Annotated in this window: 9 protein-coding genes; 5 read left to right on the plus strand and 4 right to left on the minus strand. The window is 64.3% G+C overall.

Annotated elements, in window-relative coordinates; all coding sequences use genetic code 11:
• Position 1 precedes the first annotated feature (1 nt).
• Positions 2–2,281, minus strand: coding sequence for an NADP-dependent malic enzyme (locus tag ACO07C_RS13960; RefSeq protein ID WP_421914744.1), 2,280 nt, complete (start codon positions 2,279–2,281; stop codon positions 2–4).
• A gap of 290 nt (positions 2,282–2,571) precedes the next feature.
• Between ACO07C_RS13960 and mutS the strand changes: the two genes are divergently transcribed.
• The 3 genes from mutS to ACO07C_RS13975 all read left to right on the plus strand — a co-directional run bounded on the left by mutS (position 2,572) and on the right by ACO07C_RS13975 (position 6,472).
• Positions 2,572–5,343: a DNA mismatch repair protein MutS gene (mutS, locus tag ACO07C_RS13965; RefSeq protein WP_421914745.1), complete on the plus strand. Its 2,772-nt coding sequence runs from the start codon at positions 2,572–2,574 to the stop codon at positions 5,341–5,343.
• Between the two features lie 98 nt (positions 5,344–5,441).
• Entirely contained in the window at positions 5,442–5,906 is a 465-nt protein-coding gene (locus ACO07C_RS13970; protein ID WP_421914746.1) for a DUF1348 family protein, read from the plus strand.
• A 5-nt stretch (positions 5,907–5,911) separates the two neighbouring features.
• Positions 5,912–6,472 (plus strand): TetR/AcrR family transcriptional regulator, encoded by a 561-nt coding sequence (locus ACO07C_RS13975; protein ID WP_421914747.1) that lies wholly within the window; start codon positions 5,912–5,914, stop codon positions 6,470–6,472.
• Here ACO07C_RS13975 and ACO07C_RS13980 read toward each other — a convergent pair.
• The 3 genes from ACO07C_RS13980 to ACO07C_RS13990 all read right to left on the minus strand — a co-directional run bounded on the left by ACO07C_RS13980 (position 6,469) and on the right by ACO07C_RS13990 (position 10,362).
• Positions 6,469–7,314 carry an aldo/keto reductase gene (locus ACO07C_RS13980; protein WP_421914748.1) on the minus strand — a complete coding sequence of 282 codons (846 nt, stop codon included), beginning with the start codon at positions 7,312–7,314 and terminating at the stop codon, positions 6,469–6,471. The genes ACO07C_RS13975 and ACO07C_RS13980 overlap by 4 nt on opposite strands.
• Before the next feature lie 101 nt (positions 7,315–7,415).
• Positions 7,416–7,808 carry a CopM family metallochaperone gene (copM, locus tag ACO07C_RS13985; protein WP_421914749.1) on the minus strand — a complete coding sequence of 131 codons (393 nt, stop codon included), beginning with the start codon at positions 7,806–7,808 and terminating at the stop codon, positions 7,416–7,418.
• Positions 7,809–7,851: 43 nt separating this feature from the next.
• The gene (locus ACO07C_RS13990; protein ID WP_421914750.1) at positions 7,852–10,362 is read right to left on the minus strand and encodes a heavy metal translocating P-type ATPase; all 2,511 of its coding nucleotides are present in this window, start codon (positions 10,360–10,362) and stop codon (positions 7,852–7,854) included.
• Between the two features lie 241 nt (positions 10,363–10,603).
• On the opposite strand from ACO07C_RS13990, the gene ACO07C_RS13995 reads away from it, so the two are divergent.
• Positions 10,604–11,368, plus strand: a complete 765-nt coding sequence (locus tag ACO07C_RS13995; RefSeq protein ID WP_421914751.1) for a glycosyltransferase family 25 protein — start codon at positions 10,604–10,606, stop codon at positions 11,366–11,368.
• A gap of 91 nt (positions 11,369–11,459) precedes the next feature.
• On the plus strand, positions 11,460–14,261 hold the full coding sequence (locus ACO07C_RS14000) for a [protein-PII] uridylyltransferase (RefSeq protein WP_421914752.1): 2,802 nt from the start codon (positions 11,460–11,462) through the stop codon (positions 14,259–14,261).
• Positions 14,262–14,279: the final 18 nt, after the last annotated feature.

Raw genomic sequence — 14,279 nt, forward strand, 5'->3', positions numbered from 1 at the left:
CTCAAGCGCCCGCCGTATAGGCCGCGATCGCCGCCATGTTGACGATGTCCGAGTCCTTGGCGTTGAGCGACACGATCTGGACCGGCTTGTTGAGGCCGACCAGCAGCGGGCCGATGACGGTGGAGCCGCCGAGTTCCTGCAGCATCTTGGTCGAGATCGAGGCTGAGTGGAACGCCGGCATGATCAGCACGTTGGCCGGACCGGTGAGCCTTATGAAAGGATATTGCGCCATGGCGCGCGCGTTGAGCGCGACGTCGGCGGCCATTTCGCCGTCATATTCGAAATCGACGCGGCGCTTGTCGAGGATCCGCACGGCCTCCTGCACGCGCTCGGAGCGTTCACCCTGCGGATGGCCGAAGGTGGAATAGGCGAGCATGGCGAGCCTGGGTTCATAGCCCATGCGGCGGGCGAAGCCTGCCGCCTCCTCGGCGATATCGGCGATCTGCTCGGCGTTGGGCATGTCATGCACGGCGGTGTCGGCGACGAGCACGGTCCTGCCCCGCGCCAGCACGATCGACACCCCGATGACGCGATGGCCGGGCTTGGCGTCGATGACGCGGCGGATGTCGTCGAGTGCCGTCGAATAGTTACGGGTGACGCCGGTGACGATGCCGTCGGCGTCGCCCAGCGCAACCATGCAGGCGGCGAAATGGTTGCGGTCGTTGTTGATCAGGCGCTGGCAATCGCGAAACAGGAAGCCTTTGCGCTGCATGCGTTCGTACAGATAGTCGGTGTAGATGCCGTTGCGGCGCGACAGCCTGGCATTGATGATCTCGATGCCTTGCTTGTTGAGGTCTATGCCGGCGTGCCTGGCGTTCTCCTTGATGACATCGTCGCGACCGAGCAGGATGGCGGTGCCAAGCCGCTGGTTCACGTAGGAGACGGCGGCGCGCATCACCTGTTCCTCCTCGCCCTCGGCGAAGACGATGCGCTTGGGCTGGCGACGCACGCGGTCATAGATGCGCTGCAGGGTCGAGGCGATCGGGTCGCGGCGGGCGGACAATTCTTGCGCGTAGCGGTCGAGATCGAGGATCGGCTTGCGGGCGACGCCAGAATCCATCGCCGCTTTTGCCACGGCAATCGGGATGGCCGAGATCAGGCGCGGGTCGAACGGCACCGGGATGATGTAGTTGGGGCCGAATTTCGGCCGGTTGCCCTGGTAGGCGGCTGCAACGTCGTCGGGCACGTCCTGGCGAGCAAGTGCCGCCAGCGCCTGCGCGGCGGCGATCTTCATGTCGTCGTTTATCGTGGTGGCCCGCACATCCAGCGCGCCGCGGAAAATATAGGGGAAGCCCAGCACGTTGTTGACCTGGTTCGGATAGTCCGAACGCCCGGTCGCCATGATGGCGTCTGTGCGAATCTCCGCCACTTCCTCCGGCGTGATTTCGGGATCGGGATTGGCCATGGCGAAGATGATCGGGTTCTTGGCCATCGACTGCACCATGGCGGTGGTCAGCGCGCCCTTGGCCGAGAGGCCGAGGAACACGTCGGCGCCGTCCAGCGCCTCGGCCAGCGATCGCGCCTCGGTCTTGACCGCATGCGCCGATTTCCACTGGTTCATGCCTTCGGTACGGCCCTGGAAGACGACGCCCTTGGTGTCGCACAGGATGATGTTTTCGGGCGCGAAGCCCATCGCCTTCATCAGCTCGATACAGGCAATGCCTGCGGCGCCGGCGCCATTGCAGACCATTTTCGTGGTCTTCATGTCACGGCCGGTGATTTCCAGCGCATTGATCAGGCCGGCGGCCGAGATGATGGCTGTGCCATGCTGGTCGTCGTGGAAGACCGGGATATCCATCAGCTCGCGCAGGCGCTGCTCGATGATGAAGCATTCCGGCGCCTTGATGTCCTCGAGATTGATGCCGCCGAAGGAGGGGCCAAGGAAGCGCACGCAGTTGATGAACTCGTCCGCGTCCTCGGTATCAACCTCGAGGTCGATGGAATCGACATCGGCGAAGCGCTTGAACAGGACCGCCTTGCCTTCCATCACCGGTTTCGACGCCAACGCGCCGAGATTGCCGAGGCCGAGGATGGCGGTGCCGTTGGAGATGACGGCGACCATGTTGCCGCGCGTGGTGTAGTCGAAGGCGCGGCTCGGGTCTTCGGCGATGGCCAGCACGGGAACCGCCACACCCGGCGAATAGGCGAGGCTCAGGTCGCGCTGCGTCGCCATCGGCTTGGTCGCGACGACCTCCAGCTTGCCGGGGCGGCCCATGGCATGGAATTCGAGCGCCTCCTGCGCGCTGACGGACGGACCGCTGTTCTCGGTTTTCCTGGCCATGATGCTTTTGATTTCCTCACCGGTGCGGCACCTCCTTGAAGCGGGTGCCTTGTATGGTTTCGAATTAAGACTACGCGCCGCCCCATGTAAACCGCCAAGCGCGGCAAAGCTGCTTCAATGCGGACATGGCCGATCGGGAGACGGGCCGGCGCCCCCTTGAACCTCATGGTCTCACATGCATGCTCGGCGCAGTGTCGCGCGGCGCGTCATGGTGGCGGCAACCCGGTCGTCCCCTGTTTTTCGAAGCTCCGGCATTAAACCGCGCGTTCACATCTGCTAGCGTGCCGCGCATGAACATGCACACCCCGAACGAGCCCGACGCTCCCGAGGCGATGACGCCCTCGCCGATTGCCACTGCCGGCGTCACGCCGATGATGGAGCAGTTCATCGAGATCAAGGCGGCGAACCCGGATTCGCTGCTGTTCTATCGCATGGGCGATTTCTACGAGCTGTTCTTCGACGACGCCGAGAAGGCGAGCCGGGCGCTGGGCATCGTCTTGACCAAGCGCGGCAAGCATCAGGGACACGACATCCCGATGTGCGGCGTGCCGGTGCATGCGGCGGACGACTATCTGCAGAAGCTGATCGGACAGGGTTTCCGCGTCGCCGTGTGCGAACAGATCGAGGATCCGGCCGAGGCCAAGAAGCGCGGCTCAAAATCGGTGGTGCGCCGCGACGTGGTGCGGCTGGTGACGCCGGGAACCATCACCGAGGACAAATTGTTGGCGCCGTCGGAATCGAGTTTTCTGATGGCGCTGGGGCGCGTGAAAGGCGGGGCTGAGCCAAGAGGCGGGGAGCGCGGCAGCGCGACAGGGAACCAAGGAAGCTTCGCGATTGCCTGGATCGAGATATCGACCGGCACCTTCCGCGTCGCCGAGACCACCGCCGACCGGCTGCTGGCCGATGTCTTCCGCGTCGATCCGCGCGAGCTGATCGTCGCCGAACCGGTGTTTTATGATCCTGAGTTGAAGCCTATCTTCGACGTGCTCGGCCGCGTCGCCAACCCGCAGCCGCCATCGCTGTTCGATTCGGCCTCGGCCGCGGGGCGCATCGCCCGCTTCTTCGAGGTGGCGACGCCGGACAGTTTTGGCGCGTTTTCTCGTGCCGAACTGTCGGCGATCTCGGGCGCCATCGCCTATGTCGAGAAGACGCAGAAGGCCGAACGCCCGCCGCTGTCGCGGCCGGAGCGCGAAGAGGCCGGCTCGACCCTGTTCATCGACCCGGCGACGCGCGCCAACCTGGAACTCCTACGCACGCTGTCGGGCAGCCGCGAAGGTTCGCTGTTCAAGGCGATCGACCGCACGGTGACCGGCGGCGGCGCGCGCCTGCTGGCCGACCGACTGATGGCGCCGCTGACCGACCCGGCGGCGATCACGGCACGGCTCGATTCGGTTTCGTTCTTCCGATCCGAGACCCGTCTATGCCAGGCGGTGCGGGCGAGCCTGAAGAGCGTCGCCGACATGCCGCGTGCTCTGTCCCGGCTGGCGCTCAACCGTGGCGGCCCGCGCGATCTCGGCGCGTTGCGCGCCGGCTTCGAGGCGGCCGAGGCGATCGCCGGAATATTCGCGGCGACGGCCTTGCCCGGGGAACTGGCAGGGGCGCTCGAGTCGATCAAGGCGCTGCCGAGTCCACTGTCGGCGCATCTGACGCAGGCGCTCGGCGACGAACCGCCGTTGCTCAAGCGCGATGGCGGCTTCATCCGTGGCGGCTACAACGGTGAACTCGACGAGATGCGGGCGCTGCGCGATGAGTCGCGTAAGGTGATCGCCGGGCTGGAACGCTCGCTGATCGACGAGACCGGCATTCGATCGCTGAAAATCCGGCACAACAATGTGCTGGGCTATTACATCGAGGTTACGGCCAACCATCACGCGATCATGACCGGCAGCGACGGCGCGAAGGCGCGCTTCATCCATCGCCAGACCATGGCCAACGCCATGCGTTTCACCACGACGGAACTGGCGGAGCTCGAAACAAAGATCGCCAACGCCGCCGACCGCGCGCTGAGCATCGAACTTGCCACCTTCGACACGCTGACAGCGGAAGCCGTCGGCGAAGCCGAGAGGATCCGCGCCGGGGCCGAGGCACTGGCCGTGCTCGATGTCTCCGCGGCACTTGCCCTTTTGTCCGAAAGTGAAGCCTGGTGCCGGCCGATCGTCGATGACGGCCTCGCCTTCGAGATTTCGGGCGGACGTCATCCGGTGGTTGAACAGGCGCTGCGGCGCTCGGGCGAAGGCCCGTTCGTCGCCAATGATTGCGACCTCTCGCCGGAGGGCGGTGCCAGGAACGGCGCGATCTGGCTGCTGACCGGCCCCAATATGGGCGGTAAGTCGACCTTCCTGCGGCAGAATGCGTTGATCGCCATCCTTGCCCAGACCGGCTCGTTCGTGCCGGCGTCATCAGCCCATATCGGCGTCGTCGACCGGCTGTTCTCGCGTGTCGGCGCATCGGACGATCTGGCGCGCGGCCGCTCCACCTTCATGGTCGAGATGGTCGAGACAGCGGCAATCCTCAACCAGGCCGGCGAACGAGCCCTGGTGATCCTCGACGAGATCGGCCGTGGCACCGCCACCTTCGACGGCCTGTCCATCGCCTGGGCGGCGGTCGAATATCTGCACGAGAAGAACCGCTGCCGGGCGATCTTCGCCACCCACTTCCACGAAATGACGTCGCTGGCGGGGAAACTGCCCCGGCTGCACAACGTCACCATGCGGGTGAAGGAATGGGAAGGCGATGTCGTCTTCCTGCATGAGGTCGGCAAGGGTGCCGCCGACCGGTCCTATGGCGTGCAGGTGGCGCGACTGGCCGGCCTGCCTGAGGTGGTGGTCGGCCGCGCCAAGGAAGTGCTGCACCAGCTTGAAGAAGGCGAGGTTTCGGGCAAGACGAATCGGCTCGTCGACGACCTGCCCCTGTTTTCCGTGGCGCTGAAGCGGGAGCCGCCAAAGCCGGTGAAGAACGATGCCCTTGGCGCGGCACTCGGCGAGATCAACCCCGACGAGATGACGCCCCGCGAGGCGCTGGACGCGCTATACCGGTTGAAGGGACTGGCGGCAAAACCGTAGCGAATTGGCTGCTATCCGCCGGCTGTCGGCCTTGACCTCATTGTACCGCTCGGTACAATACTCCCTTGCGGTCGGATCGCGACCGTTTGGAGATCGTCATGAGCCGCCCGCCCCTGCCACCCTTCACGCTAGAGACCGCCGCGCGGAAGGCGCGGATGGCCGAGGATGCCTGGAACAGCCGCGATCCGGAACGGGTTTCGCTCGCCTATACCGAGGACAGCGTGTGGCGCAATCGCGCGGAGTTCGTCACCGGACGGCCAGAGATCGTCGCCTTCCTCACGCGCAAATGGGCGCGCGAACTCGACTACCGCCTTATCAAGGAGGTGTGGGCCTGGCACGAAAACCGCATAGCGGTGCGTTTTGCCTATGAGTGGCGCGATGACAACGGCCACTGGTTTCGTTCCTACGGCAACGAGAACTGGGAATTCGACGACGCCGGGCTGATGAGCCGGCGGCTGGCCAGCATCAACGACCTGCCGATCCGCGAGAGCGAGCGCAAATACCGTTGGCCGCTCGGCCGCCGGCCCGACGATCATCCCAGCCTTTCCGAGCTCGGACTCTAGACAACATGCGCCGGGTCGCGCCTGATCGCGACAGCCTGGTGGCTGTTGTGGCCGAGGTCTTCCGCAAGCACGGCTATGAGGGCGCCAGCCTGTCGCTGATCAGCAAAGCGACGGGTCTGGGCAAGGGGAGCCTCTATCATTTCTTTCCCGGCGGGAAGGAGGAGATGGCTGCCGACGTCATAGCCCATATCGACGGCTGGTTCGAAACCAACGTGTTTCTGCCCTTGCAGGAAACGCTCGACCCCCGGGCGGGCATCGAGCGGATGTTCGAGGCGACCGACCGCTATTTCCAGTCCGGGCGCCGTGTCTGCCTGATCGGCGCGTTCGCTCTGGACGATGCCCGCAATCATTTCGCCAGGCAGATCGGCAGCTATTTCGGCCGCTGGGTCATGCATCTGGCCGAGGCGTTGCAACGGTCTGGGCACAGCCAGACCGGGGCGTTCGCACTTGCCGAAGAGACAGTTGCAATCATCCAGGGTGCGCTTACCCTTGCTCGTGCGTTCGATGATACGGTGGTTTTTTCCCGCGCCCTGCAACGGGCGCGGGCGAAGCTGCACGCCGGCTAGATCATCTCCAGGCCGCGCTTGCGCGTCGGCGGCGGGAAGGCGCGATCAAGCTCGGCCAGATCCTCGCCCGTAAGCTCGATGTCGAGCGCGGCGACATTCTGGCGGACATGCTCCTGGCTGCTGGCCTTGGGAATAGCGATGACGCCGTCCTGGCGCATCACCCAGGCAAGCGCGATCTGCGCCGGAGTCACGTCGTGGCGGCTGGCGATGGCCTGCAGCTTGGCGCTGCGGGCCAGCGCCCCCTGCTCGACCGGTGAATAGGCCATCAGCGGGATGCCGCGTTGGCGGCCCCAGGGCGTCAGGTCGAATTCGGGACCGCGCCGGGACAGGTTGTAGAGCACCTGGTTGGTCTGCACATTGCCACCGGCCGGCAGCCGGGCCAGTTCTTCCATGTCGTCGGTGTCGAAATTGCTGACACCCCAGTGACGGATCTTGCCGCCCTTGCGCAGCGCCTCCAGCGCCTCGATCGTTTCGGCCAAGGGCACGCCGCCGCGCCAGTGCAGCAGATAGAGATCGATGCGGTCGGTGCGTAGGCGCTTCAGGCTTCTTTCGCAGGCCAGCGGCACGCCCGAGCGCGATGCGTTGGACGGCAGGACCTTGGAGACCAGGAAGATTTCGTCGCGGCGCCCGGCGATGGCTTGCGCCACCACCTCTTCGGCGCCGCCGCTGGCATACATTTCAGCGGTGTCGATCAGCGTGATGCCGAGGTCGAGGCCGAGCTTGAGGGCGTTGACCTCATCCGTACGGTGTCGGGGGTCTTCGCCCATTTTCCAGGTGCCTTGACCAAGCACCTGGACGGCTTCGCCGGAGGGCAGCGTGGTTGTTCTTATCACGGATGACATGGGGGCTCCCGGGATGCTGCGATCGATGCTGAAGGCATCATAGACATCGGGGGCAATCCGGAAAGCCATCTTCCCGGATTTGCCCCGCGCGTTCGCTGACGCTATTTCACCGGATGGGTGGCGAGCCAATCCTGCATCTGCTTGATCTCGGCTTCCTGCGCGACGATGACCGCTTGGGCCAGCTTGCGGATTTCAGGATCCTTGCCGTTGGCAAGCTCGACCTTGGCCATGTCGATCGCACCCTGGTGATGCGGAATCATGCCGCGGACGAAATCGACGTCGGCATTGCCGGTGTATTCGGACGCCATCATGTCTTTGTGCATCTTGTCCATGGCCGCCTTGTAACCGTCGGTCGAAGGACTTGCCGCGCTCATGGCCATCGCGCTCATGTCGTGTTTCATTTCCTCCGATTGCGCCGGGACGCTTTCGAGGAAGACGGCAAGCAACATTCCTGCCGCCATCAGCAACAGCACGAGTTTCTTGGCGAAGGTCATTCATGGTCTCCTGTTGATTGGATTTCGTATTTGGGGGTTGGGATCACAATTTCAACGTGCGCAACCGCAACGCGTTGGCGATGACCGAAACGGAGGAAAGGCTCATCGCCGCGGCCGCCAGCATCGGCGACAAGAGCGTGCCAGTGAGCGGATAGAGCACGCCAGCCGCGACGGGCACGCCGAGCACATTGTAGAGGAAGGCGAAGAACAGGTTCTGGCGAATGTTGCCGATCGTGGCCTGGGCAAGCGTGCGGGCCCGGACGATGCCGTTGAGGTCGCCCTTGACCAGTGTGATGCCTGCGCTTTCGACGGCCACATCGGCGCCCGTGCCCATGGCAATGCCGACATCGGCGGCGGCAAGTGCCGGCGCATCGTTGACGCCGTCACCGGCCATGGCGACGCCGGCACCCCCGGCGCGCAGTTCCTCGACAAGCGCCGCCTTCTGTTCCGGCAAAAGCCCTGCGCGCACGTCATCGATGCCGAGCCGCCTGGCGATGGCCTTGGCCGTGCGCTCGTTGTCGCCGGTTGCCATGATGATCCTGAGGCCACGCTCATGCAGCGCCCTAATGGCCTCGGCGGTCGTTGCCTTGATCGGATCGGCGACGGCAACGATGCCGGCAAGCTTCCTGTCCACGGCGACGAACATCGCCGTCTTGCCTTCCGCCTGGAGCGCGCCTGCCCGTTCGGCGAGCGTTGCGGTATCGATGCCGAGATCGACCATCATGGCTGCATTGCCAAGCGAGACGCTCTTTCCAGAAACCTTGCCGGAAACACCCTTGCCGGTTGTCGCCTCGAAATCGCCGGCATCGGCGATCACGGCGCCGCGTTCGCGGGCACCTTCGACGATAGCCTCGGCCAGCGGATGCTCTGAGCCCTTCTCCAGGCCGGCGGCGAGCGCCAGCAAATCATTTTCCGCCATGCCGTCGGCGGGAACGACATCCGTCAGTCTGGGCCGGCCTTCGGTCAGCGTCCCGGTCTTGTCGACGATCAGCGTGTCGACAGAGGCAAAGCGTTCGAGCGCGGCTGCCTCCTTGATCAGGACGCCGGCAAGCGCGCCGCGCCCGGTCGCCGTCATGATCGACATCGGCGTCGCCAGGCCGAGCGCGCAGGGACAGGCGATGATCAGCACCGAGACCGCCGAGACGATGGCGAAGATAAGGCTTGGGTCGGGTCCGAACATCGCCCAGGCGACGAAGGCAACGAGCGCGACCAGGACGACCGCCGGGACAAAATAGAAAGAGACACGATCGGCCAGCCCCTGGATCGGCGCGCGCGAACGCTGCGCCTTGGCGACGAGCTCGACGATGCGCGCCAGCGTGGTCTCGGCACCGATCTTCTCGGCACGCATGACCAGCGAACCGTTCTTGTTGAGCGTGCCGCCGGTAAGGGCGTCGCCTTGCGTCTTTTCGATCGGCAGCGGCTCGCCGGTGATCATCGATTCGTCGATCGAAGATCGTCCCTCCAGCACGCTGCCATCGACCGGCACGGCGTCGCCGGGGCGAATCCTCAGCCGGTCGCCGGCCTTGACCGTGTCCAGCGGAACGTCGCCTTCTGAACCGTCCTCGCCGATCAGCCGCGCTGTCTTGGGTGCAAGGTCAAGCAGCGCGCGGATCGCCGAGCCGGTCTTTTCGCGCGCACGCAATTCCAGCACCTGGCCGAGGAAGACCAGGGCGACGATGACGGCGGACGCTTCGAAATAGACCGGCACCGTGCCGCCATGGTCGCGGAACTGATGCGGAAAGATGCCTGGGAACAAGGTGGCGACGAGGCTGTAGAGATAGGCCGCGCCGACGCCGAGCGAAATCAGCGTCCACATGTTGGGGCTGCGGTTGAGGATTGATTCCCAGCCCCGATGGAAGAAGGGAAGCGCCGCCCACAGCACCACCGGGCTCGCCAGTGCCAGTTCCGCCCACACCAGCGCCCGATCATCGATGAGTTTGGCCAAGGACAGGCCGAGCATGGGGCCCATGGCAACGATCAGCAACGGCGCCGACAGAACCGCACTGACCCAGAACCGCCTGGTAAAATCGACCAGTTCCGGATTGGGGCCTTCATCGCCGGTGGGCACGCCCATCGGCTCAAGCGCCATGCCGCATTTCGGGCAGGATCCAGGCTTGTCGCGGATCACTTCCGGATGCATCGGGCAGGTATATTGCGTGCCTTTGGGCATCGGCTGGCTTGGTGGCCTGTCGCCCAGATATTTCAATGGCTCGGCCTCGAACTTCGCCTTGCAGCCGGCCGAGCAGAAGTAGAATCCCTGGCCCTCATGGCGTGCGAAATGCTTCGCCGTGGCGCGGTCGACCTTCATGCCGCAGACAGGATCGGTGGCCGTCAGATATTGGTCCGGTTCGGCCACGAATTTCGACCGGCACCGCTCGCTGCAGAAATGAAACAGATGGCCGCCATGTTCGGCGGTCGGCCTGCCCGCGGCCGGATCGACCGTCATGCCGCAGACCGGATCGCGCACGACGGCGTCGCCGGCTGGGGCTGCCGCTTTCACGGAGCAGCAGCCGCCATGTGCGTGCGCGTGATGATCGTGATCGGAATGCGCCATCGAAAAATGCCTTTTGTACCAACAATGGTGCGAAGGTAGTGCTTCCAGTAACTGGAAGGTCAAGGGCTGATTTCTCCCTTTTTGCTGAAGCGATCCAGGCCATGCCGGCCTTCAGAAAAAGTCGGGCATACGACCGGCCAGTTATGCTAATGACGCCGCGATTATCCAATGGAGTCGATCAGCTCAAGAAATGAAGTGCCTGGTTATCAATCTCGATCGGTCCCAGGACCGGCTTGCGCACATGACTGCGGAGTTCGCCCGCATCGGCGTCGCGTTCGAACGGGTTGAGGGCATCGACGCGCGGGCCCGCCCGGACCTCGACCAGATGCCGCAGAAGGTGTTGTACACAAAGCGGCTGCGCCTCACCGGTGGCGAGATCGCCTGCCTGCTCAGCCACAGAGCTTGCTGGATGATGATTGCCGGAGGTGACGACCCCTACGTGGCCATCTTCGAGGACGACGTCGTCTTTTCCGACGAGGCCGGCGCATTGCTTGGCCATGCGGGCTGGATTCCGGCCGACGCCGATATCGTCAAGCTGGAAACCTTCTTCCGCAAAACCATGATCGGACGCAAACGCATCGTCGCGGATGACCGCTTTTCCTTATCCAGACTCTACACCGACCACACAGGGACCGGAGGCTACATCATCTCGAAGCAGACCGCGCGCGACCTCATCGAGGCAAGCAAGGAGATCCGCGTCGCGGTCGATGACCTTGTGTTCAACCCGACTTTCCCGATTTTGCCTCGCAAGACGATCTACCAGCTTGTTCCGGCACTGTGTGCGCAAGACCATCTGCTTGGCGACAGGGCGATCGGACTGCCCAGCCTGCTCAAGGAGCCTCGGGATGTCCAATGGGCTGCGATCGAGGCAGCGGGCAAGCCCAGGAAGACAGTCGCCGGGCGGATGAAAGTCGAGCTCGCGCGAGTCGCCCGGCACATTGTGGATTTCTGCCGGCTGCGGCGTCAGACGATCGTCCCCTTCGGTCCGTCCAATGCAAAGGAATAGCGGTGCTTTGAGCCGGCTTTTGGCGCCCCATACCCATATCCGCGAAAACGCGCTATAGACGCCGCCGAAAAGGCGAGGCCAACCGGCACTTATGGCAAGAATCTCCCTGAAGCTCGATGAACTGATCGATGGCGAAGCCTTGCGCCGCGAGATGAGCGCACTGACCGCGGCCACCGCCGGCGATGGCTCGGGGCAGGCGGTGCGCACAGGCGTCCTCCAACTGCTCAAGGGGAGGCTGGCTGACGGTCGCAAAACGGCCGAGCGCATGCTGATGGACGATGGCGGCGGCACCGCCTGCGCCGAGCGCCTCTCGCATGTCATGGATGAGATCATCCGTGCGCTCTATGATTTTGCCGTCACCCATGTCTACCGGGTGAAGAACCCGTCATCGGCGGAGCGCATGGCCGTGGTCGCCGTGGGCGGCTACGGCCGCGGGACGCTGGCGCCGGGCTCCGACATCGACCTGCTTTTCCTGCTCCCTTACAAGCAGACGCCATGGGGCGAGCAGATCGTCGAATACATGCTCTACATGCTGTGGGACCTGGGGCTGAAGGTCGGCCACGCCACCCGCAACATCGACGAATGCCTGAGATTGTCGCGCACCGACATCACCATCCGCACCTCGATCCTGGAGGCGCGTTTCCTGTGGGGCGAGCACAAGCTCTTCGATGAGTTGCTCACGCGCTTCGACCACGAGGTGGTGCGCACGACCGGTCCGGAATACGTGCAGGCCAAGCTCGCCGAACGTGACGAGCGCCATGCCAAGGCCGGCGAAAGCCGCTATCTGGTCGAGCCCAACGTCAAGGACGGCAAGGGCGGCCTGCGCGACCTGCAGACGCTGTTCTGGATCGGAAAGTATTTCTACCGGGTGCGCACCGGCGAGGAACTGGTCGACAAGGGCGTCTTTACCGAGGGCGAGTACCGGGAGTTCCAGAAGGCCGAGGATTTCCTCTGGGCGGTGCGCTGCCACATGCATTTCCTCACCGGCAAGGCCGAGGAGCGACTGCATTTCGATATCCAGCGCGACATCGCCGAGCGGCTTGGCTACACCACTCATCCCGGCCTCTCGGCGGTCGAGCGCTTCATGAAGCACTACTTCCTTGTCGCCAAGGATGTCGGAGATCTCACCCGCATCTTCTGCGCCGCGCTCGAGGAGGAGCAGGCCAAGCACGTGCCTGGCTTCAACCGCATCTTCCTCACCTTCCAGCGCCGCAAGCGCAAGCTTGCCGGCACGTCGGATTTCATCGTCGACAACCACCGCATCAATATCGCCGACGACCAGGTGTTCCAGCGCGATCCGGTCAATCTGCTGCGGCTGTTCTGGTTCGCCGACAAGCACGGGCTGGAGTTCCATCCCGATGCGCTGAAGCTGCTCACCCGCTCGCTCGGACTGGTCAACAAGTCTCTGCGGCGGGACGAGGAGGCCAACCGGCTCTTCCTCGACATCCTCACGTCGGACCGTAACGCCGAGCTCAACCTCAGGCGCATGAACGAAGCGGGCCTGCTGGGAAAACTGATCCCGGACTTCGGCAAGATCGTCGCCATGATGCAGTTCTCGATGTACCACCACTATACGGTGGACGAGCATCTGATCCGCTGCATTGGCGTGCTGGCCGAGATCGAGCGCGGCGACGGCGAGAAGATTCATCCCCTCTCCCACACGCTGATGCCGGGCCTGAGGAAGAGCCGCGAGGCGCTTTACGTCGCCGTGCTGCTGCATGACATCGCCAAGGGCAGGCCAGAGGACCATTCCGAGGCCGGCGCCAGGATCGCACGGCGCATCTGCCCGCATATGGGGCTGTCGCCGGCCGACACCGAGACGGTCGCATGGCTGGTCGAGAACCACCTCGTCATGTCGATGACGGCGCAGACCCGCGATCTCAACGACCGCAAGACGATCGAGGACTTCGCCGCGATCGTGCAGTCGGTGGAACGGCTGAAGCTGCTGCTCATTCTCACCGTCTGCGATATCAGGGGTGTCGGGCCGGGCGTATGGAATGGCTGGAAGGGCCAGCTGCTGCGCACGCTCTACTACGAAACCGAACTGCTGCTGACCGGCGGGTTTTCCGAAGTGTCGCGCGCGCAGCGTACGGCGGCGGCGCGAGAGCGGCTTACCGAGGCGCTTGCCGAATGGCCCGAAAAGGCCCGCAAGCAATATGTCGCCCTGCACTACGAGAATTATCTGCTGGCCGTCGACCTCGCCGATCAGCTTCGGCACGCCGAGTTCATTCGCGAGGCGGATATCGCCGGCAAGAAGCTCGCCACCATGGTCAAGACGCGCGAATTCGAGGCGGTGACCGAAATAACCGTGCTGGCGCAGGATCATCCGCGCCTGCTCTCGGTCATAGCCGGGGCCTGTGCCGGGGCCGGCGGCAACATCGTCGACGCGCAGATCTTCACGACATCGGACGGCCGCGCGCTGGATACCATCCTGATTTCGAGAGAGTTCGACCGCGACGAGGATGAACGCCGTCGCGCCGAGCGCGTCGGCCGCCTGATCGAGGACGTGTTGTCCGGCAAGAGCTGGCTGCCGGAGATGATCGAGAAGCGCACCAAGCCGCGGCGCGGCTCCAAGGTGTTCAAGATCCCGCCGCGTGCGGAAATCCGCAACACCTTGTCGAACCGGTTTTCGGTGATCGAGGTCGAGGGGCTGGACAGGCCGGGCCTGCTGTCGGAAATCACCGGGGCGCTGTCGGACCTTTCGCTCGACATCGCCTCGGCCCACATCACCACTTTCGGCGAAAAGGTCATCGACACATTCTATGTCACCGACCTCACCGGCCAGAAGATCGACAGCCCGGCGCGCACCAACGCCATCCACAACAGGCTGATATCGGCGCTGGAAGGCATCACGCCCGAGCGCGGCGGCAAGGCCAAGGCGGCCGCCGAGTGAAACTCTCGCTCCACTTGT

This window comes from Mesorhizobium sp., assembly GCF_965229135.1.
Lineage (GTDB): Bacteria > Pseudomonadota > Alphaproteobacteria > Rhizobiales > Rhizobiaceae > Mesorhizobium.

Excerpts from the sequence above, each read along its gene's own strand:
- ACO07C_RS13995 (WP_421914751.1), top strand. The coding sequence starts at position 10,604 with ATGACTGCGGAGTTCGCCCGCATCGGCGTCGCGTTCGAACGGGTTGAG.
- copM (WP_421914749.1), bottom strand. The coding sequence starts at position 7,808 with ATGACCTTCGCCAAGAAACTCGTGCTGTTGCTGATGGCGGCAGGAATG.
- ACO07C_RS13980 (WP_421914748.1), bottom strand. The coding sequence starts at position 7,314 with ATGTCATCCGTGATAAGAACAACCACGCTGCCCTCCGGCGAAGCCGTC.
- ACO07C_RS13960 (WP_421914744.1), bottom strand. The coding sequence starts at position 2,281 with ATGGCCAGGAAAACCGAGAACAGCGGTCCGTCCGTCAGCGCGCAGGAG.
- ACO07C_RS13990 (WP_421914750.1), bottom strand. The coding sequence starts at position 10,362 with ATGGCGCATTCCGATCACGATCATCACGCGCACGCACATGGCGGCTGC.
- mutS (WP_421914745.1), top strand. The coding sequence starts at position 2,572 with ATGAACATGCACACCCCGAACGAGCCCGACGCTCCCGAGGCGATGACG.
- ACO07C_RS14000 (WP_421914752.1), top strand. The coding sequence starts at position 11,460 with ATGGCAAGAATCTCCCTGAAGCTCGATGAACTGATCGATGGCGAAGCC.
- ACO07C_RS13975 (WP_421914747.1), top strand. The coding sequence starts at position 5,912 with ATGCGCCGGGTCGCGCCTGATCGCGACAGCCTGGTGGCTGTTGTGGCC.
- ACO07C_RS13970 (WP_421914746.1), top strand. The coding sequence starts at position 5,442 with ATGAGCCGCCCGCCCCTGCCACCCTTCACGCTAGAGACCGCCGCGCGG.